Annotated in this window: 13 protein-coding genes; 5 read left to right on the top strand and 8 right to left on the bottom strand. The window is 73.8% G+C overall.

Translation table 11 applies throughout. The annotated features are described in order from the left end of the window. Positions 1-463: 463 nt before the first annotated feature. Positions 464-2,956: a ComEA family DNA-binding protein gene (locus ACI79V_RS16365; RefSeq protein WP_456890796.1), complete on the bottom strand. Its 2,493-nt coding sequence runs from the start codon at positions 2,954-2,956 to the stop codon at positions 464-466. Positions 2,957-3,391: 435 nt separating this feature from the next. Here ACI79V_RS16365 and ACI79V_RS16360 point away from each other — a divergent pair, with 435 nt between their 5' ends. From ACI79V_RS16360 to ACI79V_RS16340, 5 genes are read left to right on the top strand one after another with little or no spacing between them, the layout of a single operon-like run. Continuing rightward, the gene (locus ACI79V_RS16360; protein WP_456890794.1) at positions 3,392-4,996 is read left to right on the top strand and encodes a DUF3375 family protein; all 1,605 of its coding nucleotides are present in this window, start codon (positions 3,392-3,394) and stop codon (positions 4,994-4,996) included. Continuing rightward, a complete protein-coding gene (locus ACI79V_RS16355) occupies positions 4,993-5,940 on the top strand; it encodes a DUF4194 domain-containing protein (protein ID WP_456890792.1) in 948 nt (315 codons plus the stop codon). The genes ACI79V_RS16360 and ACI79V_RS16355 overlap by 4 nt, the downstream gene beginning before the upstream one ends. Positions 5,941-5,943: 3 nt before the next feature. After that, entirely contained in the window at positions 5,944-9,483 is a 3,540-nt protein-coding gene (locus tag ACI79V_RS16350; protein ID WP_456890790.1) for an ATP-binding protein, read from the top strand. Further along, positions 9,480-10,748 (top strand): Wadjet anti-phage system protein JetD domain-containing protein, encoded by a 1,269-nt coding sequence (locus ACI79V_RS16345; protein ID WP_456890788.1) that lies wholly within the window; start codon positions 9,480-9,482, stop codon positions 10,746-10,748. The genes ACI79V_RS16350 and ACI79V_RS16345 overlap by 4 nt, the downstream gene beginning before the upstream one ends. Beyond that, the gene (locus ACI79V_RS16340) at positions 10,745-11,377 is read left to right on the top strand and encodes a hypothetical protein (RefSeq protein ID WP_456890784.1); all 633 of its coding nucleotides are present in this window, start codon (positions 10,745-10,747) and stop codon (positions 11,375-11,377) included. Before ACI79V_RS16345 ends, ACI79V_RS16340 begins: the two co-directional genes overlap by 4 nt. Before the next feature lie 26 nt (positions 11,378-11,403). Here the strand turns inward: ACI79V_RS16340 and ACI79V_RS16335 are convergent, their stop codons facing one another. The 7 genes from ACI79V_RS16335 to ACI79V_RS16305 all read right to left on the bottom strand — a co-directional run bounded on the left by ACI79V_RS16335 (position 11,404) and on the right by ACI79V_RS16305 (position 23,573). Further along, positions 11,404-12,156 (bottom strand): endonuclease domain-containing protein, encoded by a 753-nt coding sequence (locus tag ACI79V_RS16335; protein WP_456890782.1) that lies wholly within the window; start codon positions 12,154-12,156, stop codon positions 11,404-11,406. A gap of 370 nt (positions 12,157-12,526) precedes the next feature. Further along, entirely contained in the window at positions 12,527-13,336 is an 810-nt protein-coding gene (locus ACI79V_RS16330; RefSeq protein WP_456890780.1) for an 8-oxoguanine DNA glycosylase OGG fold protein, read from the bottom strand. A gap of 688 nt (positions 13,337-14,024) precedes the next feature. Then, on the bottom strand, positions 14,025-16,079 hold the full coding sequence (locus ACI79V_RS16325) for a CHAT domain-containing protein (RefSeq protein ID WP_456890778.1): 2,055 nt from the start codon (positions 16,077-16,079) through the stop codon (positions 14,025-14,027). A gap of 239 nt (positions 16,080-16,318) precedes the next feature. Then, entirely contained in the window at positions 16,319-18,178 is a 1,860-nt protein-coding gene (locus tag ACI79V_RS16320; protein WP_456890776.1) for an ADP-ribosylglycohydrolase family protein, read from the bottom strand. After that, on the bottom strand, positions 18,175-18,903 hold the full coding sequence (locus tag ACI79V_RS16315) for a DarT ssDNA thymidine ADP-ribosyltransferase family protein (protein WP_456890774.1): 729 nt from the start codon (positions 18,901-18,903) through the stop codon (positions 18,175-18,177). The genes ACI79V_RS16320 and ACI79V_RS16315 overlap by 4 nt, the downstream gene beginning before the upstream one ends. After that, positions 18,900-20,294: a UvrD-helicase domain-containing protein gene (locus tag ACI79V_RS16310; RefSeq protein WP_456890770.1), complete on the bottom strand. Its 1,395-nt coding sequence runs from the start codon at positions 20,292-20,294 to the stop codon at positions 18,900-18,902. The genes ACI79V_RS16315 and ACI79V_RS16310 overlap by 4 nt, the downstream gene beginning before the upstream one ends. A gap of 525 nt (positions 20,295-20,819) precedes the next feature. Then, a complete protein-coding gene (locus ACI79V_RS16305) occupies positions 20,820-23,573 on the bottom strand; it encodes a hypothetical protein (protein ID WP_456890767.1) in 2,754 nt (917 codons plus the stop codon). Between the last annotated feature and the right edge of the window lie 73 nt (positions 23,574-23,646).

Raw genomic sequence — 23,646 nt, 5'->3', positions numbered from 1 at the left:
GTCGTTGGCGTCGGTACCGTCGGCGACAGTGGGGACGTCGGCACGCACGTGACAGCAGACGGGGGAAGTGCGGATGAGCTCACCCGTCCAGCCGGGGACGTCGGCCGCCTCCGTGACGATGGCCTGGCCGCCGCCGGTGAGTTCACCGCACTGGCCGCAGTCGCGTCCCGGGCGGACGGTGACCGCGCGCTCCAGCTGCTCGCCGAGCGATGCGTCGACCCCGCGGCCTTCACCTGGTGGTGGGCGCTGACCGGTGAAACTCCGACCGGTTCGTCAGTGCCGGGTAGCTAGCGGCGCAGTTGGCCGTACCCGATCCCGGTGCTCGAGCAACCGCCGACGGTGATCGAGGGCCAGGACCCGCTACCGCTACCGGACTTGCCTCGCAGCGGCGCCTGACGTAGCGGCAGCTCAGCCGGCCGTCCGACCTAGTACGCGGTCGGACGGCCGGCTGGGTCGCAGAACCTCAGCCGCAGGACGCAGACCGGGTGCCGACAGGTCGCCACGCGGTCACGTCGACGTAGCGGACGTCCCAGATGACGGGATTGGTGTAGGCCAGGCACAGGTAGGTGCCCCCGTCGGGGATGGACTGGATCTCGCCGCGGCTGTTGATCAGCCACGTCGCCTGCGGGTTGTCCCCGGCATCGGTCGGGTGCTCGCGCAGGAGCACGTTGTTCGGGATGTTCCCGCCGGCACCGGCCGGCCCGACGTCCCAGGTCCTTGGGCCGGCATCACCACAGGTCGCGTTCCGCGCAGGCCGGGTGTTCAGCTGCTTCACCCCGGCGACGTCCCAGACGACCCAGGTGGCGGCCAGGCACCGGAACGTCCCGCCGTCGGCGATGTTGAGCACCGTGCCGCTCGGCTTGACCAGCACCGACCGGCCCGAGCTCGGGTCGCGCATGATGCAGGAGTCGGTCGAGGGGACGGCGGCTCCACACGGATCACCGCCAGCGGTGCCGCCGGGGCCGGGGCCGCCGTTGGCCGGCGGAAGGGTGTTGTTGCGCAGGAGCACACCGGACCCGCCCTGGATGCCGGCGTGCAGTCCCAGCGCGAAGTTCTGCGCGAAGGACGCCACGTTGAGGACCTTCACCGCCCGTGCTGCGGTAGCGAGGGTCTTCTGCAGTAGGGGCGCCTCCCGCCAGTTCGCCCAGCCGTTCGGTGCCGTGGGCACCGGGTGGGCGGTCAGGTAGGCCGCACTGGCCCGGTCGGCGATGCTCTTCACGCAGGTGCCGACGGCTGCCCAGTTGTTGCTGATCAGGCCGCCGTTGCAGACCGCTGTCATCTCCGCCCACGCGGCCGGGTCCGCCGTCTTCCACCAGGCGAGCACGGTGCCGCCGATGGCGTCGGCGATCGTGCTGGCCACCGCCCAGCCGCCGCTGGCGGCCGGGTCGCCGTCGATGTCGACGTAGGTCTCCCCGCTGTCGGGGGCCTTCGTGACGTGCAGGGTCTGGCCGCCCATCAGGAACGGCGTGTGGTTGCGGATCTCGCGGATGAGGAGGTCGGCGAGCGGGTTGGCGTCGTCGCCGGGCCCGTCCACGTAGTGGGTGGAGGTGCCGCCGTGCACCGAGTAGTCGTAGATGACGTTGGCGGGCAGGACGGCGCCGTTGACGCTATTGGCGTCCGTGGTGGCGTTGTTCAGGAAGTTCCAGGTCGCGGTGCCGGCCGGGTTCTGCGTGGCCTCGCAGGCGATGCCCCACGGCAGTTCGCCGAGGGAGGCGGCGACGGGGTTGGTGCCGGTGCTCAGGCAGCTGGGTTGCCGGGTGACTGTCGCCATCGCCTCGCGGCCCTGGGCGGTGGCCGCGTCCAGCCACGCCTGGGCGAGGCTGCCGTCGGTCAGTGCCTGCAGGCACAGCGGGTTGGGTCCGGTCTGGGTGCTGCCGCCGAGCCCGTTCGGGTTGCACACGCTGGTGCCGACGGAGGACTCGCTGAGGGAGTACAGCGCGGTGGTGGCCGTGGTGACGCCGTTGACCGTGGAGAGCGCGACCGCGTCGCCGGTGGACAGGTGCGTTCCGTCGGCGGCGTCGTGCAGGAACACCGGCCGGGCGCCGGGCTGCCCGTCGGCCGACCACGGCGACTGCACCGCCACCGTCGTGGCGCCTGCCGCCCAGGAGCCCCAAATGTGGGCGTCGAGGTGGGGCAGGGCGCCGTCGGTCGGGGGCAGCGGGGTCACCGAGATGTAGGCACCGGTCGGCGCCGTCACCCGGCCCGGCGGGACGATCAGGGCGTAGCCGTCGCGGCGGACGACCGCACCACCGGCCGTGGTCGCCCAGCGCCACGCCGAGCCGCCGGCGAGCATCGGCGCCGGGGTCACGCAGATCTTCCCGGCGGCGATCAGTGAGTCCACCGTCGGCTGCGGGAAGCCGGGCACCCGGGGTGCGGTGACCTGGGTGAGGTTCTGCGGCAGGGGTCGCGCTGCGACCAGGGCGTTCGCGGTGTTGCCGGGTAGCCCGAGGCGGGAGGAGATCGTGGCGGCGCTCGCCGACTGCAGGTCCACCTGCGTCGCCGTCGTGCACGCGCGCGGCGCTGCGGCGGGCAGGACGGCCTGAGTGGCGCAGGTGCGGGGCGCGAGGGCGGCCGCGGTGGAGGGGCCGATGCCGGGCACCGAGGACAGGTCGGCGCCCTTCAGCCACGGCCGCAAGGCGATGATCCGGCCGACGGTGGGCTGGCTGGGCAGCCGCAGCGCGGACGACAGCTCGGCGGCGGACGCGGTGTTGAGGTCGACCTGCCCGGAGTGGCACTCGGTGTTCACGGGAGCCAGGTCGGCGACGGGGTCCTGCACGGTGGCCTCCGGGGAGGCCAGGTCGATGGCCGGGGGCGGTGGGGCGGCGTGGGCCGGCGTGGCGGTCGTGATCAGGAGGGGTCCGGCACCGGCGAGGACGACGACCAGCGCGGTGGCCGCGCCCAGACCACCTCCTCGCGGCGTAGTTCTCTTCCAGCCCAGGCGCGCAAGCAGGTCCATGAGTGCCCCCCGTGTGTTGGTCGTCGCGCAACGTAGGGGGCGTCGAGCGCCGGCGGAAGCCCTTGACGTGATGGAGCGCACACGGCTCGGCGTGGCGCCCGGCGTGGCGGCGGTCGCCGGGCATGACTGGCCAGCCGGGCCGGCTGCGGGATGTGGCTGGCCGGAGCCCGCCCACCGGCGGGCGCGCCACCCCGACCGGCTCACCACGCCGGCGTGACGACCGGCGGGCGCAGCGGACGCCCGCGACCCGTAATCGCCGCGACCTGCGCCGTTTCGTCGCCCGGCGCCCCTACCATCCCGCCAACGGTCAGCAGGGCACCGGCCGACGGCGGCTGACTGCCTCCTGCGGCCGGTGGCGCACGGTCGTCTCCAGCGCCGCAGCCCGCCCGCGGGACGCGCGGCGCAGGCCGGAGACCGCGAGCAACGGGGAGCACAGTGAGCGACATCGCCGGCGAGCTCGCCCGTGTCCGCGGCGCCTACGAGCAGCCCACCCTGACTCTGCTGCACCAGCGGCAAGCACCGGTGGTCATCGCGATCTTCCGCACCTCCTTCGGCCGGGACGCCCGCGCCATTCCCGCTGCTCGGCTGCACGACCAGGTGGAGTCCTACCTCGACGAGCTGCGGCTGGCCGGGGTCGCGCCCGGCGACCTGCCCACTGGTTCGGGCCGGGATCTGTGCCTGCGGTGGATGCGCGGGCAGTGGCTGGTCCGCAGCACCGACGACGACGGCACCGAGGTGTACTCGCTGACCTCGCACGCCCAGGACGCGCTGACCCTGGTCACCGGGCTCACCCGGGAGCGGGCCAGCCTGTCCGAGCACCGCATTGCGACCATCGTCAACGCCGTCCGCCGGTTCAACACCGCGGTCAACCCCGACCGGGCCGCTCGCGTGGCGATCCTCGAGGCCGAGATCGGTCGGCTGACCGCCGAGCGCACCCGCCTGCTCGACGGCGACGAGCTGCCGCAGGTGCCGGCCGACTACCTGCTCGAGGGCTTCGGTGAACTGATGTCGCTGGTCGCCGCGCTGCCGAGCGACTTCGCGCGGGTGGAGGAGGCCTACACCGCCTTGCGGGGGAGCATCCTGGCCTCCTTCCGCGCCGAGCAGCGCCCCGCCGGTGAGGTGATTGACGACTACCTCGCCCGCGCCGACACGCTGATGACCGCGACCGCCGAAGGCCGCGCCTTCGAAGGCGCTTTGGCTCTGCTTGGCGACGACGCGCTGCTGCTGCAGCTGCGCGAGGACCTGGCCGACCTGCTAGCCCACCCGCTCGCCGAGGACATCCTGCTCGACGTCGACCGCCGCGAGCTGCGCGGCACCGTCGCCCTCATCCGCGGCGGTCTGGAGCGCGTGCTGGCCCGCCGCAGCCGGGTCAGCGCCGCCCTGCGGGACTACATCGTCACCCACGACATCACCCGCGACCGCGAACTGGACGCCACGCTGCGCCAGCTGGACGCCGAGCTGACCACCTGGATGCAGACCGCCGGCCCGCGCGCCACCGTGCCATTGCAACTGCTGTCCTCCCGGGCCGAGGTCGGACACTTGCGCGAGCGGTTCCACAGCACCGACGCCGACGCCGAGCCGCCGCCGCTGGCCGACCTGAGCGCCCACCAGCCCGACGCGGTGTCACTGGGCGACCTGCTCGCCCAGGGCGGCCCGTCGCTGGACGCGCTGCGCGCCCAGCTGCACACCGCCATGACCGGACCGGACCTGCTGGCCTCCCTCGGCGCGCTGTTCGCCCGGCTCGACCCCGACCTGCGCCGCCCGGTGGAGATCTTTGGACTGCTGCACCTGGCCGCCAACACCCCGGCCCTGCACCGTCCCGACCGCGCCGAGGGCAGCGAGACCTACCGGGCTCTGCGCACCGACGGGTCGGCCCGCGAGTTCACCGTCCCGCGGATCGCACCCCGCGCCGCCGATGGCCCCGACCCGACCGGCGGGGTGGCAGGCGCGGTGGCAGCCGCCGCCCCGACCACGGCACCCAGCCCCCGACCCGACCACCCCGCGCGGCCCACGCCGGCTGCGGCGGAGGAGATCCGATGAGCGCACTGGACCACCCCGCCGGCACCGCTGCGGTGGATCCGCCCTGGCCGGCCGGTGACGTACCCATCGCGGACGTGCCCATCGCGGACGTGCCCATCGCTGACGAGTCCGCCGACGCCGTGCCCGCCGGTGCCGTCAGCGCGGTCGACGTCGACGATCCCGAGCGGGAGTCCACCTCCACCGTCGCGCTGTTCGAAGGCGACGAGGGTGGCCTGGAGGTCGACCAGCGCCGGGCGCTGGTGGCGCTGCTCAAGCACCGGTTCATCAGCGGCCGGACCCATCCGAAGGAGTGGCGGGCACTGATCCGCAACCCCCGCCCGATCCGCGCCCGCCTCAACGACCTGTTCCTCCAGCTACAGATGGACACCGACCGTGAGGTCGCCTACAAGCGGCAGGTCACCCCCGAAGGCGGCGGCCGCGCGTACCCGACCCTGCTCTACGACGCCCCCTGGGGCCGGGAGGACACCATCCTGCTGGTTTACCTGCGCCGCCGGCTGCGCGCCGAGCAGGCCGCCGGCGCCGAGCGGGTGTTCGTCGACCGCGAGGAGATGCTGGAGTTCATCGAGCAGCACCGGCCCGCGCACGCCACCGACCAATCCGGCGACGCCAAGCGCGCCCACCGGGCGATCGAGACGCTGTTCCGCGCCGGGCTGCTGATCGGTGCGTCCACCGCCGACCGGTTCGAGGTGAGCAACGCCATCGAGGTGCTGCTGCCGATGGACAAGCTCACCGAGCTGCTCACCTGGCTGCGCACCCAGAACGGCGCCGGCGCCACCGCCGGCCACGCCGACGCCGACGGCGACAGCACCTCCGGCGGTGCCGTCTCCGAGGACACAGGCGAGGACACCGCCGAGGACACCGCCGAGGACACCGCCGAGGACACCGTCGAGGACACCGCCGAGGCCACCGACGCCGACGCGCTCGACGATGAGAGCGAGAGCTGACCCGTGACCACCAGTGACATCGACCTGTTCACCGCCGCCACCGCGGACACAACCGAACCGGCGGGCCTGCCGGTCACCGTCGGCGGCGTGGCCGCCGACGCCGGACTGCTGTTCCACGTCGACGGCGCCACCGAGGGCACGTCGCAGTGGAAGGCCGAGACCTTCCAGCTGGTCAACTGGGGCGGGTTCGAAGGGCGGGTGCGGTTCACCTTCAACCCCGGCGCGACGCTGATCTCCGGCGCGTCGGGCACCGGCAAGAGCACCCTGCTCGATGCCTACATCGCGCTGATGATGCCCAGTGACACCTCCTTCAACGGCGCCTCCAACGACGCCGTCGCCGGCCGCGCCCGCTCGGCCGAGCAGCGCAACCTGCTCAGCTACCTGCGCGGGCAGACCGACACCACCACCGACGCCGACGGCCGGGACCGAGCGAAGGTGCTGCGCGGAGACCGCGCCGCCACCTGGGGCGCGGTCGGAATGACCTTCATCGACGACCGCCGCCGCCGCTTCACCGCCTTCCGCGTCTACTACGTGCCCGCCCGCGCGCGCAGCGCCACCGAGATCACCATGCGGATGGCGACCTTCGACGGCGCCCTGGACCTCGCCGACCTGGTCGCGGCCATCGGCACCGGGGACCAGCACTTCATCCCGACGGCGCTGACCGCCGCCGTCCCGGGCCTGAAGACGTGGAAGACCTACGCCAACTTCGCCACCACGCTGCACACCCGCCTGGGCATCGGCGCCAACGGCGACGGCGCGAAGGCGCTGCGGCTGCTGGTGCGCATTCAGTCCGGCCAGCAGATCAAGACCGTCGACGAGCTGTACAAGGAGACGGTGCTGGAGCGGCCGGCCACCTACGACGCCGCCGACCGCGCCATCGACCACTTCGACGCGCTGGAGGCCGCCTACCTGGCCATGCAGACCGAGCAGCAGAAGGCCGACCTGCTCGCGCCCATCACCGATCTGCACACCCGGCTGGTCGGGGCCCGCGCCGAGATCGACACCTTCGACACCGTCGGCCTGACCCACGACGGGGACACCCCGCTGACGCTGTGGTCCCAGCAGACCGAGGCCCGGCTGCTCACCGACGCCGTCGACGTCAACCGCGACGCCCGCGCGGCCAACGCCGGGCAGCTGCGCGACGCTCGCACCGCCGTGGAGGACCTGGAGCGCGAGGTGAGAACCGCCGAGGACGACCACCACCGCAGCGGCGGCGCTGACCTCGAGCGGCTGGCCGCCGACATCGAAAGCGCGCAGCGGACCCGCGACGAGCGCCTCGAGCGCCGCTCCGCCCTGGCGCAGCTCACCACCGCGCTGGCCGCCCCGCTGGGCACCCGCGGGGACTTCGCCGCGCTGCACGCCGCCGCGGAGTCCTTCCTCGCCGGCTACGACGCCGCGGCCGCCGCGCTCACCGCCAGCCGCGACGCGCTCGGTGAGCGGCTCTACCCGCTCGCGCAGCGCAAACGGGAGCTGACCGCCGAGCGCGAGTCGTTCACCGGCCGGCAGGGGCGGGTGCCCCGGTTCCTCGACGAGATGCGCCAGCAGGTCGCCGCCGCCGCCGGGATGAGCCTCGCTGAGCTGCCGTTCCTCGCCGAGCTCATCGACGTGGACCCCGACCAGGCCCGCTGGCGGACCGCTGTGGAGACCGTCCTCGGTGGCAGCGCCCGGCTGCTGCTGGTACCGCTTGAGCGCCTGCAGCACTTCTCCGCGGCCATCGACCCGCTGCGCCTGCGCGGCCGGCTGCAGTTCGAAGGCGTTCCCTCCGGGCTGCCGCACGCACCCAGCACCGACGAGCGCCGGATCGCCGGCAAGCTGCTCTACGCCGACTCCCCGTTCCGCGGGTGGGTCGCCCGGCACGTCGCCGACCCCGCCCGCAACGCGCTGTGCGTGCCGACCGCCGCCGAGCTGCCCGGCGACGGCTACCGGGTCACCCAGGCCGGGCAGACCCGCTCGGGCACCCGCGGCAGCCACGGCCGCGCCGACACCGCCAACATCATCGGCTTCTCCAGCGCCGAGGCCATCGCCGAGCTCGACCGGCAGCTGGCAGACCTCGAGCCGCAGCTGGCCGAGATCGACCGCCTCCGCGGCGCCCTCGCCGACGAGGCCGCCGACCTCGACCGCCGGCGGGCCGCCTACCAGGCGGTGCAGGCCGCCCGGTGGGACGACATCGACGTCACCGGCGCCGAGCAGCGCATCACGGCGCTGCGCGCCGACCGGCAGGCGATCCTGGACGCCGACGACCGGCTGCGCGCCCTCGAGGTCCACATCGACGCCCTCCAGCAGCGCCTGGACACCGCCCGCGAGCGCCACTTCGGCCTCAAGCGCGTCAAGGAGCAGCTCGACCGCGAGCACGGCGACCTCGCCGACCGGCAGGACATCGTCCACCTCGACCTCGCCCGCCTCGAGGACGAGCAGCGCGTCGTCCTCGACGCCGACCAGGCCGCCCGGCTCGACGCGGAGTTCACCGCCGCCGCCGCGCCGGCCGACCCGGCCAACCTGGCCGAGTTCGGGACCAACCTCAGCCGGCTGCGCCACCGGCTGCTCGCCGCCCTGTCGACCGCCCGCACCGAGGTCACCCGCACCGAGGGCGACCTCGCGCGGATCTTCGAGGCCTACCAGGACCGGTGGGAGGACCCCAACCTCGGCCGCACCGCCGCCTCCTACAGCGACTACGCCGACATCCTCGACCACATCGTCACCACCGGCCTGCACACCCGCCGGGAGGAGTGGCGCCGCAGGCTGACCACCTGGAGCGGGCAGGACCTGGTGCCGCTGTCGGGCACGATGGACGCCGCCGTCGAAGACATCGAGGACCGCCTCGAGCCCATCAACGCGATCCTGGCCACGCTGCCGTTCGGCGCGAACCGCGACCGGCTGCGCATCCGGCTGCGCCGCCTGGCACCTGAACACGTGCTGCAGTTCCGTCGCGACCTGCGCCAGCTGTCCTCGGCCGCGACGAAGGGCCTGGAGGACAGCGCCCTGGAGCGCCGGTTCGCCGAGCTGCAGACGTTCATGGGGCAGATGCGCCGCCGCGACGACCCGCGCGCCACCGCGGAGCTGACCGACCGCGACCGGCTCCTCGACGTCCGCAAGCACGTGGAGATCACCGCCGAGCGCTACAGCTCCGACGGCACGCTGCTCAGCACCCACTCCTCCCTGGGCGGCAAGAGCGGCGGCGAGAGCCAGGAGCTGGTCGCGTTCATCGTTGGCGCCGCCCTCCGCTTCCGCCTCGGCGACGAGCTGCGCACCCGCCCACGGTTCGCACCCGTGTTCCTCGACGAGGGCTTCGTCAAGTCGGACGCCGAGTTCGCCGGCCGCGCTGTACAGGCTTGGAAGGGCCTGGGCTTCCAGCTCATCGTCGGCGCACCGCTGGACAACGTCACCGCCCTGGAGCCACACATGGACGACCTGCTGGCGATCACGAAAGACACCGCCACCGGCTACTCCTTCGTCTCCCACATCACCGACGCCACCGCCACCGCCACCGCCACCGCCACCGCCACCACCACCGGCGGCACCGGAGGACCCGGCGGGCAGGGATGAAGACCCCCGGACAGCTGACCGCCGACATCACCCGGCGGGTGAAGAACACCTGGGCGGCCACCGTCACCGGCGCGGACGACGCGCCCGCGTGGCCGCACACCTTCCCGCTCGGGGAGCCGACCTCAGCACAGCTGGCCTCGGACTTCACCACCACGATGGACACCGTCGCCGCGTGGCGGGCCTGGCAGGCCCGCCACACCCTCCCGGACACCGGTGTGCAGGTGACGTGGCGCGCCCGCCACGTGTCGGGCACCGACCAGGAGCTGCCCACCCACGTGCGTGTGCCCGACCTGGACACCGCCGCGGGCCTGGCCGGCGACGGCTGGCCCGACCGCATCGCCCGCGGCCGAGCCCGGGCTGTGGTCCTGACCGGCCGATACGGCCACCTGGCCGTACCCGAGCGCACCCTGACCGCGGTCGACAAGCTCACCGACGTCGACTTCGACCTGCTGTGCCGCGCCGCGGACTGGTTCGCCCACCATGACGCGGCCGGGCTCACACCGCGCCAGGTGCCGATCGCAGGGCTGCACGCCAAGTGGCTCAACACCCGCCAGGCACTGGTCCGCGAGCTCGCCGGCCTCGACGACCTCGGGCTCCTGCCGCCGCACCCGCCACGGATCCATTTCACCTACCTCGACCCGGGGCACCGCGCCGCGGGCGGCCGGCTGCACGACTCGGCCACCGTCGGCGACCCGGTCGCCCTGCCCTACCGCCCACAGGTAGTGGTGATCTCGGAGAACAAGGACACCGCCATCCACTTCCCGCCGCTGCTCGGCGGGGTGTCCGTGGAGGGCGTCGGGCGGGGTGGGGCGACGGTCGCGGCCTTCGACTGGATCACCGCGGCGCCGCGGGTCCTCTACTGGGGTGACATGGATGCCGATGGCCTGGAGATCCTCGACGGGTTCCGGGCCGCCGGCGTGCCCGCCACCTCCATCCTGATGGACCGGGCCGCGTACAAGGCCTGGGAGCGGTTCGGGACCAACGTCGACCAGCACGGCAAGCCGCTGGGGCCGCGCCCGGCGCGGCCGGTGCCGCACCTCACCGACGCCGAACGCAGCCTGTACCACCAGCTCACCGCGCCGGACTGGACCCGGCATCGGCGCGTCGAGCAGGAACGCATCCCCCTGAACGTGGCCCTCGCGCACGTCTTACACGGGGTCGTGCCCGCCGGTGGCGACGCAAGCGTCCCCCGCCGGCCTGCGCCTCCCGCAGGGCGTGACCGCGCCCGTAAGGAGCACAGCCCCGTAAGAGGTGAAAGCCGGTGAGCGGGCCGACGAGTCAGCTCGGCAAGTGGTGGTTCACCATCGACGAGTTCCTTGAGCGTGCGGATCGCGTCCTGAGCAGCGAGGTCGCTCGCAGCGAAGATTTCGCCACGGTCGGGACGACGTTCAACCTCATCGCCTCCATCATCGACGGCGACGTCCGGCACCGCATCGAGTACGAGCTCCCTCGTGAGGCCGACATCGAATCGGCGGCCGCGCGGGTCCGCCCGCTGTACCTCCAGCAGGACCCCGTATTCCATGGAAAGGTGACCAACGCCCTGAAGGGCCTGGCCCAGCACCATGCCTCCGACGCGGAGAAGGTCCAGGTACAGAAGCTGAAGGAGGCGTGGCAGAAGCAGGAGGAGAGCTACCGCTGGTCGATGGGCGCCAGTAAGGCTCCCGGCGACCGCGCCGGGCAGATGCGGACAGACAGGCAGATCGCGCGCGATTTCCTTTACGGCGATCTCGTGCATGCCGACCCGGAGGCACGAGCTCGAATCCGCTACATCCCGCAGAACGAGCGGCTGCTGGCCGCGGTCGTGTGGGTCGCCGACGCGACGAAGCTCACCCAGGCCACCAAGCAGCTGTACATCGACTTGGGCAACACCGGTTCGCTCACCCCGCGTCCCTGAGCGTCCCCCGCGGGTTGGACGGGCAGTCAGCCGACGGCGGCGGCCGCCTCACCGGTGGCCGCCGGGGACGATGTCGACGGTCCGCCGCTCGAGCCCGCTGCGCGGGCACCGGGGGTACGCGCCCGCGGTGGCAGCGTGGGTACCGGCTCGTCGTTGCGGTCGAGCGCGAGCCGTTCGTCCCATGCCTGCAGGTACTCAGCCCCGGCCCGCAACAGCGCGGCATTGTCCCGCAGCATGCCGATACCGGAGTTGCACTGACGACACAGGATGGCGCGCACGCATCGCCCACATGAGTAGGCACCGTCACAGCACCGGTGGTCATGATCGATCGAGACGGCGTCGTTATCGCAGCCGCTGATGGCGCAGAGGCCACCCTGCTCGTGCACCATCTCGATGTAGCGGCCGGGCGGCAGGTTGAAGTTGAACCGGGCGTTGTAGTCCCGTCGTTCCAGTGGCCACTCCGGGCGGCCGTAGTACGCCTCCTTCCAGCAGTCATCGCTGCAGAAGCGGACCGGGCCGTTGGGGCGTGCCGCACGTCGTTCCCCGAGGTCCGCCCCGCACGTCTCGCAGCCGGTCGTCGACGGCACCCAGGGGCGCCCGCGTCGAGCTTCGCGGGCGGCGGACTTCTCCGCGTTCTTCACCTGGTTGCAGCAGCGGCGGCTGCAGTACTTGGCGTCGCGGCGGAGATGGGCGAGATCGGCTCCGCACTCAGGGTTCACGCAGTGCGTGAACTCGCGCGGCAGGGACCGGCCCGATCGGCGGGCGCGCTGGGTGCTCATCGTCTGGTCGTGCCGCCCGCGGCGGTACGCGTCTCGGCATGCGCGGCAGTACTGCCCGGGCACGCCCCATCCGCTGCGGGTGTACTCGGTGATCCCGCGGCGCTTCCCGCATCGGCCGCACACCTGCGTGACGCGGTGACCCCTCACTCGTGCTCACCCCCCCCAGTGGCGCGAGCCGCGGAGGTAGCGCCGAGCCGACTCAGCGGGCGGCACGTTCACAAGCATGTCCCGAATCGGACCACGGATCTGTGACAGGAGCTGCCCTCCACCAGCCGGGTAGGTCTACTCAGCAAGAGCGCGTCGCTCGTCCGCGCACGCCTGTCCACGGACCTGATGACGCCGAGGGCCCGGCGAGAGCCCGCCCGACGGCTCACGGGTCAGGGACGCCGCTGAGGACATGGACCGCCAGCCGGGGGGCTCTGCCGACGTCGAAGACCGCACGCTCGACCACATCGGGCTCGCAGCCGCCCCAGTCCTCCGCCCAGCGATGCAGCCGCCGGAGGTAGCTGGTGTAGTCGGCGGTGCTGACGTCCAGGTACGGGCATGGGGCTCCCGTCAGCCGCTGCACGGCCACCCCGGTGTTCTTGTCCAGGATCAGCGGCTGCAGCTCGGACGGGACCCGCCGGTAGCCCGCGAAGTAGAGGAACTTGGTCCCGAACGCCGGCCCAACGTGGGCGATCCGGTGCTCACCGCGCAACGCCGTGAAGCCGGCGACGGCGCCACCGGTAGCCAGGATGTTCGTGACCGCAGCGAGCTTGACCGCGACTGCCCCCACGTCGCCGAAGGCCGCCAGGCGGCGGCTGACCTCGCGCCCGGGACGACTGCCCCACGCGGCCGCCGCGACGTAGGTGTGCATCGCGCCGACCGGCGTGTGGGCATGCTCAGCAAGCGCGAACACGTCCCGGCGCCGCACGACGACCTTCCGGCTGTCCTGAGCTCGAAACGCCAGAGGAAGCCACTCCGGCGGCAGCGCGGCCTGCCACGCGGCCAATGAGACAGTCGTCGCCTGGTCGAGGACGACGGTGTCCCGGTCCGGTGCCGGCCCACGGAATGGGAACGTCGATTGGTCGGTCAGGACGTCTCCGTGTCTGCGGTGACCGGTCGCGCCCCGGCAGGTCGGCGCGACACCGTGTGGGCTGAGGATGTTGCGCACGGCGGTGAAGCTGGGGTCGGTGAGCACGGCCCCCCCCCCCCCCCCCCAGGGCTCCGGCCGGCTGCGTACTGCTTGACCACGTACCGCTCCACCTCGGCCTGAACCGCCGGATCGGGTCGGGGGCTCGCCGGACCCGCGTACGCCCGCTCAGGGGCCAGCTGAGGCCGGGGCGGGTACGGCACTCGCCGACCGTATCGGCCGACGGCCCAAGCGGTCCTCACCAGTACGGGTCGATGCCGCGAGGGCTTGCACGTGCCATCTCTTGCACGCGCCGAACCTGACGTCGTGCCAATGCCTGCAGATTGGCACGACGCAATCCTGTTTGGCGCGGCGCCATCATTGGCGGTGGCCGCAAGACCGAGCCCGCCAATCGCGTGCAACTTCTCACTTGGGGCCGTGCTCGGCGAGGCCGCCCTCGGTATCCGGTCGTGGTTCGTGTCGGCGGTCGGCGCGACGAGCCGTTCGCGTATGCGCGTGCCCGGCGATGGGCGCCGCACCCCACGACAGCGGTGCCGAGCTGGTGCCGAGCTGGTGCCAGGGTGAGCGCGGTGTATCTGGAGGGTCGCCGGACGCCGAGGTCCGCGGCGATGCCGTGGCCCGGCGCCGGCGGTCCGGCGTTGGCGGTCCGGCGTCGGCGGCCAGGCGCGCACGAGCAGCGACGGACCACCGAGGTGTGAGGGGGATCGCTGGCCTTGCGGAGACAGTGCCTCGCCGCTCAGCAGTACAGCGCCGGAGCGCCCCAGTCGAGGATGTTGTCGGCAAAGCTGCCGGTGGGCGGGGTCAACCTAGTGATCGCGTCGGGGGCGGCGCCGTGCTCGGCGAGCAGCTCGGCGATGACCGGCCAGGGGCGGCGCAGGGCCTTGAGGGCGACGGTGAAGGCGGCTGCGGCGCTGCGGGTGTCGGCCAGGCCGCAGGCCAGCAGCACGCCGAAGGTGGCTGCGAGCCGCTCGTCGACCACCCACTGGTGACCGATCACCGCCTGAGTGGGACCGGCGGCTTCGGCAGCCAGCCCGCGAGCCCGCAATCCGCCGGCGGTGACGGTGGCCGCTCCGTCGCAGCTGTTGATCACCAGCAGGCGCTGGTCGCCGGAACCGGGTCCGGTGCTGCGGAGATGCTCGACCGTGAGCAGCTGGTCCTCGTGCAGGGCGAGGACCGCCGCGTCGGGGTCGTAGGGCGGCTGGCGGCCATGGCAGGTAAGCCACAGCACGTCGATGTCGGGATCGCCCGAGGTCTCTGCGAACGCGGCGACCGTGGCGGCCGGGCCCCGGTGGGCGGTCACGTCGAAGCCGGCGCCGGTGAGGATGTCAGCGACCAGAGCGGCCTCGACTGCTGACAGCGCGGTATCGCCGACCCACAGCACCACCGTCTGCGGCCAGCGTTCCGCTCGTGGTCGCCGCAGGCTCGTCCACAGGGCGGGGCAGCGTGGTGTGTGTTCGGCCAGCAGGGCCTGGTAGGGCAGGCGGTGTCCGGGCACCGGAACGAGGAGGGCGTGTTCGGGGAGCCGCGCGGTCCAGGGTGCCGCGGCGAGGCCGAGCACGTCCCGGCAGACCTGGTCCAGATCCAGTCCGCCGGGGCGGTCCGGGAGGCCGGACGCCGCGACGTACACCGGCTGGCCGGCCCCGGCGGTGCTGGCCAGCGCGGTGCCCAGGGCGGCGTTGACGGCGTCGTCGAGCCTCTGCCCGCCGGTCGGTGCAGGACGGAGCCAGGTGCCGCCCGGCCAGACATAGCGGATGCCGTCGGCGGTGTGCTCCAGCAGCAGGCAGTCGATGTCGGTGGCGTCCTCGGGCACGCCGACCCAGTGCTGCAGCACCCGCAGCACGTCGCCTGCCGCTCCAGCCTGCGACAGACGTGTCACCAGCGGACCGATCGTGCTGAACGTCCGCTCGCGCAGCCGGGCGAGATCCGCGGCGCTCAGTTCGGTCTGCAGCTGCTGCCAGTGGGCGTCGATCATGGTCAGTGCCTCGTTCAGCTCCTCAGGCGTCGGGGTGTGGCCGTCGAGCGCGGCCAACACCACCTGCAGCCGCAGGCCCACCGGCAGCGAGGCCGGAAGTGCGCGGCGCAGCGCCCGGAGCATCAGGTCTCGTTCGCCTGGGGAACGGGTGAGGGCCACGGCCAGCAGCAGCGCCACCGACTGTTCCGGGTGTCCCACCCGTCCGGCGGCGTGCTGGCACCAGCGGGCCAGTGGCTGGACGTATCCGTCGAGGTGTCGGTGGCGCGCCCAGGTCAGCGCCGCACGGGCGCCATCGCAGGCCGCGTCGGTCGGCGGCATGTCCAGCAGCGCTGCGATCAAGGAGTCAGCGAGTGGATCGACAACCTCCGGGAGGTACCCGGCGTGCTGATTGAGGGCGAAGAGCGCTCCGGCGAGGCTGGCCAGGGCGTCCTGCGCCGTGGGATTCCCGCGCCCGGCCAGCCGGAGCAGCTGCACCGGCCCGGCAGTGTCGACTTCGGTGACGGTGGCGGTGCTGCCGCCCAGTCCTCGGACCAGCCAGGTGCGAGCGGCATCGGCGTCGCCGTGGGCCATCAGTCCGTGCACCACGCCCATCACGGCACAGATTCGTGCGGCGGCGATGGTCGGCTCCGGCAGCAGGGCCTGCTCCTGGGCATCGGTCAGGTCGGCCAGGGCCAGCTCGGTGATCCATTCAGCGGCGCTCCGGCCATGGGCAGCCTGCGCGGCGGAGGCGGCATTGACCGCGAACCACACGTGCAGCGCGGTCATCGGCTCGGGTGCGGGATCGAACTGGGACAGGCCGGGGGGCAGCTGGCCGCCCACCCGGGGCAGCACAGCATCGAGGCGGACCATCAGTGTGCCGCCTCCACGGTCGGGGCACCTCGCTGCGTCGGTGGCGCACAGCCCAGGCGGCGGTGCTCGCGTGCGGTGCTGTCGTCAGCGGCCGACTGCGCGCCACGCGGTGACGCCGGCGTGGCCCGCCTGGGGTGAGCGCGACCGGCCGGGTGCCCGCCCGGTGGGTCGCCCGGTGGGGTCGCCCTAGCCGCCTCCACCAGGCCGCCTCAGCCAGCCGGCGAGGCGTCGCCCGCCTGGCGCAGCAGCACCCAACGGCCGTCTGGATCCCGTCCGCGGGCTTCGTCGCCGTGCGGACCGCGACCGATCTCGGCCTGCAGCTGGCGAGCAGACTCCGCGAGGTCGGGCACCGTGAAGCAGATCTGCGAGTGCTCGGCTCCGTGCACGTTGTCGCCCTCCGTCTCACGAAACACCAGGCAGTCGGCTACCCGTACGCGCCGCTGCGGAAGGACTTCGACGTCGCGTCCGAGCAGTCTCGCGTAGAACGCTCCGATTCGATGGGCGTTCGCGGTGAGCAGACTGACTTCGACCGGACCTGCAGCAGGCCTGCCCGACGGCTGGCGGGCCGGCGGGTCGGGCCGAGGCAGCGCGGTCGGTGCACGCTCGGCCGCGCCTGTCGCCGGAGGCGCATCCTGGGATCGGTTGCGAGAGGGAAGGTCGCGGGAGGGAACGTCGCGGGAGGGAACGTCGCGGGAGGGAACGTCGCGGGAGGGAACGTCGCGGGAGGGAAGGTCGCGGGAGGGAACGTCGACGATCACCGTCTGACCGTCCTCCAAGGCCAACTTGGCCCGCGCTCGCGTCTCGTCCTCCAACGCGTGGAGGCTGAGCAGCCGGTACCAGCGTCCGTCCACGAACTCGCCGTGCTGGTCGGGAGCAGCGCCGGCGATTTCGCTTTGCAGCTGCGTGGCTGCCTGCCGGATCGCACGCGAGGGTGTCGGAGCGTCCCACCGCGCTCCGGTGGCCAGCTGCTCGCCCAGGCTGACCAGGTAGTCGGCGTCTTGCACGCCGGCCAGCTCACCGAGCCACCGGCCGCCGTGGACAGCGCCGAGCAGCGCCCCGGTCATCGACGCCAGCGTGTCGGTGTCGGCCTTGCGCAGGAAGGCCGCAGTCAGCAGTCCGCTCATCGGCCGGGCGGCGTTGCGGCTGGCCAGATAGACGGCGCCGACAGCGGTGACCGTGCCGGCCCCGCTGATGGCGGAGTCGATGCAACCGATCTCGCGGAGCGCCTCCTCCGGATCGGACATGGCTCCGCGAGCCAAGGACCGCTCGACCGCATCGAGCATGTCGCCACACTCGCTCAACGCGGCCTGCCAGGCCTCCCGAAACTGAGCAACCGCGGCGGTGTCACCCCAGTCCGGGGGCAGGACGGCAACCGCGATCTCCTCGTCGACCAGCGATTTCCGTGCGGCATCCAGCAGCGCGCCGTACGGCACGGTCTCGGTCGAACCCAGCGCGGCGCGCAGCGTGCCGGCGTAGAGCAGGGCGCCGACTAGGGCCCGCGGGTGTCCGTGTGTGGTGAGCCCGTCGGTCACGACGCGGCCGAAGAGGTCGTCCTCGGTGCGGTTGGCGGCCGCGATCACGTGCGGTGCGATGCGCATCGCCACTCCGTTGGCGCCGGCCCTGCGGTACCGCTGGGCGGCGTCGCGCTGCCGGGCGGTGCTGCCGGCCACCCAGGGCGGACGTCCCTCGGCCCAGGCGGCGGCGGCCCGCAGCACCGCTCCGCCGCCGCCGCGCTGATAGGACCGCCACGCCGGCAACTCGACCTCGGTCAGCCGCTCGTACCAGCGCGGTCCGGTCAGCAGCGACCGCGCCACCGCGCACAGCAGCTGCGTGTCGTCGCTGTACTCCCCGGGCTGGACCGGATCCCGGTACCGGCCGGAGAAGCGGCTGCCGGCCGTGCGCTCCCAGGGGTGGTAGTGCGGCTGGGGCGAGAGCTGGTTCCGGGCTTTCTGCCCACCGACGATGTTGCTGCGGTCCTCCTGGGGCCAGCCCAACGCGTCCCCGGCGGCGGCGCCCAGCAGCAGCCCTGTGACCCGCTCGCTGTCGAGCCGGCCTGCACTCGTGGTCACCGAGCTCCTCCGTTCGCCCACGGGCTGATGGTGAGGGTGCCGCCAAAGCGGGCGGCGTCGGATGCTTCCTGCGCCGAGAACAACGGCGCCCCCACGCCCCACGGCACCACGTCGGGATCGAGGCCGACCTGAGTCAGTCGGGCCCGTTCCTGGGCGACATGCTCTCCGGTGGGTCCGACAATCATGCGTACCGCGGTCAGGTCGATCGGACCGGGGACGAGCACCTCGGCCTGGGCGTCGGTGGGCGCCGCGGGGTCGTGTCGCGGTCCCCGCCGGTAGGTGCGGCCGCGGGCGCCGGGGACCGCGGGTGCGTAGCAGGCCGCCAGCCCGGCGCTGCCGGGCTGCAGCAGCCTGCCCCCGGCGGCCGCCGCGTTGCGGGCGCAGAACAGGGCGCCGGGGGTGGCGGCGACCAGCGGGTCGAGCACGAGGAACACCCAGTCGGGGTAGTTGAGCGCCGGCCCCTGGTCCCGCACGCGACCCAGGTAGAAGGCGTTGGGGTACTCGATGCTGCAGCTGATCTTGTCCGGGTGGCCGTCCAGGCGGTGGGGGTCGGTGTGGGCGTAGACGGCTCGGACGTCCGAAGTGAGTTCCTGCACCGCCCGCAGTCGCTGGTCGCCGAGGATGTGAGGCAGGTTGCGGGCCGGGGTGAAGTGCAGCAGGCGGGTGACGCCGCGTGCTCGGAGGGCTGCGGCGACGTCCGGATCGGTGGTCGGTGGCGGTGTCACGGTCGTGTCACCGTCCACAGCCCGGTCGCGCTGGCCGGCAGCAGCGGGGTCAGCGTGCCGGTGCAGGTCACCAGCAGCTCGGTGCGCGCCCGGGTGACTCCCACGTACAGCAGTCGGGCGTCGCGGCTCTCGGCGTCGGCGCGGCCGAAGGCGGCGACGTGCTCGGGGTCGGGGAACTGGTCGGCGCTGCAGAAGGGCAGCATGACCACGTCGAACTCCAGCCCCTTCGCCGAGTGATAGGTCCCGACGTACACCCCGGGGTCGTCGCTCCAGGAGCCCATGTCCTTGTGCAGCACGGTCACGCCGCGCAGTCCGGCGGTGATGGCGCGGACCTGCTGCCGGGTACGCACGAAGATGCCGACCCGGGCGTACCGGCCGGCGGCTGCCGCGCGGCTGCGGACCAGGGCGGCCTCCGCGGCCGGGCTGGCGCACGTCACCAGCGTCGGCATGGCACCGTCGACGATCGGCGCCTTCGGGGCCACCAGGTCGGGGGAGTCCTTGAAGTGCGGCATCTCGGTCATCGCCAGCGCGAGATCGGCGATCTGCCGGGTGTTGCGGTAGTTGTCGGTGAACAGCTCGGGAGCGGTGACCGACAGCCCGACGGAGGACCAGGAGATGCGCTGGCCGTAGATCTGCTGGGCGTAGTCGCCGAACAGGGTCAGGCTGCCGCCGGGCTGGACGGCGTCGACCAGCGACCGGATCGCCTCGGGGGACAGGTCTTGGGCCTCGTCGACGACGATGTGCCGGTAACGGCGGGGACGGTGGTCCTGGCACAGCTGCGCGCGCACCGCCAGCGGCAGACCGCTCCAGTCGTAGGGGCGGCCGGCGGCGGTCCGCAGCTCGAGGTAGCGCTCGCGGATCTGCCAGACGACCCGCCGCTGACCCGGCTGCAGCCCGGCGGATCGACCGATCCGCCGAACGGCCAGGTAGGCGTCCAGACGGGTGAGGCCGTGGCCGTCGATCCACTCCAGCTCGTCGATGAAGAAGGTCTCGGGACGGTCGAAGAAGGGGTGAGGCGTGAACCGGGTGCGGACCTCGGCGACGGCCCGCTGGACGAAGGTCTGCTTCTCGGCGGGATCGGCGATGCCGCGGCGCGCCGGCATGAGTCCCCGGCTGTGCAGGTACCCGCGCGCGAACTTGCCGTAGACCTCGATCGTCACGCGGTCGGCGTGGTCGGCTGCGATGTGCCGCAGGTAGTTGACCAGCGCATTGGTGTGGGTGAGCAGCAGCGTGGGGCCGTTGTTGGTGGTGGCGGGATCGGCCAGGTGCGCGGCCCGGTGGATGGCCATCACGGTCTTGCCGGTGCCCGCCGTTCCGAGGACGACCAGGTGTCCGGTGGCGGGCAGATAGACCACGTCGGTCTGGCGGCCCACCGGCTTGGGCAGCGGCATGTGCTCGTCCTCCCTGTTTGGCCTGATGGACGGGAGTCCAGCGCGAACGCTGACCCACCAGGCGGGGGGAGTCTATCCGGACCTGCTGCCGGGCTCCGGCCGTCGTCGAGCGGCGCCCGCAGCGCCGGTCACCGACACTCGACAGCCAGTCCGGCGGCGGCAGGCGCTGGAGCCGCCTCGCCGGTCGCGGGACGCGGGTCGACGGCTGACCGGGGTCGTGGTGCTGGGCGTCATCGATCCCGGCGGCCCCGCCGGCGGGCCCGGCGGGGAAGTGCCCCCACCGGGAGGATCGGCGGTGGTGCCGCAGGGGCGCGGCCCCAGCCGGATGGCGAGCACCGGGCCGCCGAGCGGTGGGGGCACGGCCTCGGCAGCAGCGCCCGGGTGGCGGGGGCGACGCCCACCGGTCGGTCGGCGCCACCGCACGCGTCGACGCGCCGGACCCCCGCGCCCGCCTGGCCAGCCCGTCATGTGGGCGCGGGGATGCGGGCGAGCCGCGGGGGTTGGTGGCGTCACCGTGCGCTCCGGTCAGGGCGGTGGCTGGTCGAAGCGGGTGTAGGGATCCATCGGCCAGGTCACCCCGGCCCGGTCGTGTCGGCACGTGTGGCAGATCGGGCCGTCGGCTTCGCGTAGCCGCGAGGGCCACAGGTCGTGCTGCCCGCAGTGCGGACAGGCCACCAGCAGCAGCGCCTCGGGATCGGTCAGGTCCCACCCGCCGGCCCAGGGGCTGCGCCGCAGCTGGTCGCGCGGATGCCACAGGTTGTCGAAGCCCATGCTCTGCACGGTGCGCCGGTCCAGCCGGCCTGCGCGCTGGCGGGCGGCGAGCCACACCTCGGTGATGGTGGGCGCCTGCGCGTGCAGCCACTGGGTCCGCCGCCCCGGGCGGGCGTAGAGCAGGGCCAGCCGCTGCAGCAGCGCCACCGGTTCGCCGGTGTCGGCGGCCAGTCGCCGCAGGCCGCCGGTCGACAGCGGCGCGGCGGTCAGCGCCGGTTCGCCGTCGGCGGCCAGCGCCGGGCGGCCGCGGCCGGGCGCGGGATGGACCACGGCCATGCCCAGCCGCAGCAGCCGCGGATCGGTGACCGAGCCGAGGTGGAAGGGCCCCGCGACGGCCAGCGCGGCGCGCACGCCGGGGATCACCCGCCGCCAGTTGGGCCCGTCGGTCTCGGGCAGGCACCGGCCGGCGCGCAGGCCGGCGACGGCGCGGTGCACCCGGTCGTCGATCGGTCCGGTCAGCCGCGGGGGTGGGGCGGTGGCCTGCCCGGTGACCGGCACCGTCCAGGTGCCGGTGTCGTCGGCCAGGGTCAGCTGCGCCGCCCAGGCCACCGCGGGTGCGGTGGCCGGTGTGCCGGTGGGTGCGGTGGCCGGTGTGCCCGTGGCAGCGGCGGGCGCGGGGGAGGGCGCGGGCGGGGGGACGCGGGTGAGCACGAGCTCGGACAGCGCCGCGCGCAGCGCCGGCCGGAAGGCGGCGGCGCAGGGGTCGCGCAGGCTGGCGACGAAGTCCAGCAGCGCCTCGGTGGGCACGCCGGCGCGTGCCTGCTCGGCGTCGGCGGCGGCCTGCCGCTGCAGCACATGCAGCTCGGCGGTCAGGTCGGCGATGAGGTCGGCGTCGCGGTCGAGGCTGGTCCGCAGGGCCGCGCGCACCCGGGAACTCGGTTCGAAGGCCGGATCGCCGGCGTCGAGCTGCGCGTGCCGGCGGCGGTTGGCCTCGGTGAGGGCGTCGCGGCGGTGGGCCAGCCGTTGCTCGGCGGCGGCGTGCTGGTCGGCGCGGGCGACGGCGGTGGCGTCGATGAGCGGCGTGAGGTGGTCGGCGGCCTCGGCCAGTCCGTGGGCCAGCGAGGCGGCCAGGTCGCGGGCCGGGATCGGCGGCAGCGGCGCGGCCCGCAGCGCCCCGGGGGTGATCCGGGCCGCCGGCGTGCGCAGCGCGTAGACGACCTCGCCGTCGGCCCGCCGCCGCGCCCACAGCGCGGCCGGCACCGGGCCGATCCGCGCCGGATGCCCGCTGAAGGTGTACACCCGGGGCCGGGGCCGGATGGACGCCAGCTCGGCGAGGTAGGCGCGGATCTCCCCGGCCCGCGCGGCGGTCAGCCACCGGCCGGCGGCGGGCAGCATGTTCTCGATCCGGATCGGCGCCGCCTCGCAGCGCTGCACCCGCCACACGCCGGTCTCATACGTCGGCAGGTGCCGCAGCACCGACTGCACGATCTTGCCGGCCAGGCTGCGGCCCCGGCGGTCGTGCCGGGGCCAGGCCGCGCTGGCGCCGCGCGCGCGACGCAGCCCGGGGGTGGAGAAGCCGCCGGCGACCAGCACGTCGGCGCAGGCGGCGAAGTCGTAGCCGGGCCGTCCCAGGTGGGCGAGCAGCCAGCACACCAGCGCGGCCTGGTCGACCGGCTGCCCGGCGGCGTCGTGCACCACCGGCAGCCGCAGCGCGACCTCGCCGGCCGCCGGGCGGCAGGCCGCGGTGTCGAGGTAGAGCAGGTTGCCGCCGCGGCGGCCGGTGACCGGGTCCATGAGCACGGCGGTGGCGAATCCCGGTGGCGGGGTGAACTCCCACCCGAAGGGGGCCCGCCCCTGCACCAGCCGGGTGGGCGTGGCGGTCTCCTTGCCGCGCATGTTGCGGCGGGCGATGCTGATCGCCTCGGTCTCGGCCCGGGCGGCCAGCGCCATCATCCGGGTGCCGACCTCGGCGGTGTAGGGCCGCAGCGGCAGGCCGGCGTCGTCGTCGCGGTTGCCGGTCTCATCACCCACCCAGGGCCCGGCGCCGCCGGCGCGCCGGAAACGCTGCTGCAGCTCGTGCAGCCGCATCGGGATCGGCCCGAACGCGGTGTGGGAGCGGCCCAGCCGGGAGATCTCGGAGGTGTAGAGCACCGCCGGCCGCTCGCTGCGGATCAGCGCGGCGGTGTGCAGCACGGCCGGCTGGTGCAGCGACTCCGCGTCGATCTTGCGGCCGCTGCCGATGGAGACCGCCAGCAGCAGCCCGCCGGCGCGCTGGCGGTCGCAGAAGAAGAACCGGTTGTCGAAGCGGCGCTCGTCGAAGCCGGTGCTGGCCAGCGGGACCAGGTCGGCGCGGACCTGCGCCTCCAGGTCGGTCGGCTCGGCCGGCAGCAGGTGCTCGACGTGCACGTGGTGGACCCGCAGGCCGCGGGCGGCGGCGTAGATCTGCTGCACCGCCCGGTGGACCGCGCGGGGGCCGCTGTCGTCGCTGTAGCGGGCCACCAGCAGCACCGGATGGCCCGCGCGCAGCTGCGCGGCCAGCAGCGGATCGGCGGCGGACCCCAGGCGCACCCGGTGCGGTGCTCCGGTGCCGGCCGGCTGCGCGGCCCGGTGACTGCCCGCCCGCCGGATCGCCGGTCGCGGC

Source organism: Geodermatophilus sp. SYSU D00700 (genome assembly GCF_054050255.1).
The sequence above is the reverse complement of the archived record's forward strand: the minus strand, read 5'-3'. Positions and strand labels throughout refer to the sequence as shown.

Excerpts from the sequence above, each read along its gene's own strand:
- ACI79V_RS16365 (WP_456890796.1), bottom strand. The coding sequence starts at position 2,956 with ATGGACCTGCTTGCGCGCCTGGGCTGGAAGAGAACTACGCCGCGAGGA.
- ACI79V_RS16355 (WP_456890792.1), top strand. The coding sequence starts at position 4,993 with ATGAGCGCACTGGACCACCCCGCCGGCACCGCTGCGGTGGATCCGCCC.
- ACI79V_RS16345 (WP_456890788.1), top strand. The coding sequence starts at position 9,480 with ATGAAGACCCCCGGACAGCTGACCGCCGACATCACCCGGCGGGTGAAG.
- ACI79V_RS16335 (WP_456890782.1), bottom strand. The coding sequence starts at position 12,156 with ATGAGCACCCAGCGCGCCCGCCGATCGGGCCGGTCCCTGCCGCGCGAG.
- ACI79V_RS16310 (WP_456890770.1), bottom strand. The coding sequence starts at position 20,294 with ATGCCGCTGCCCAAGCCGGTGGGCCGCCAGACCGACGTGGTCTATCTG.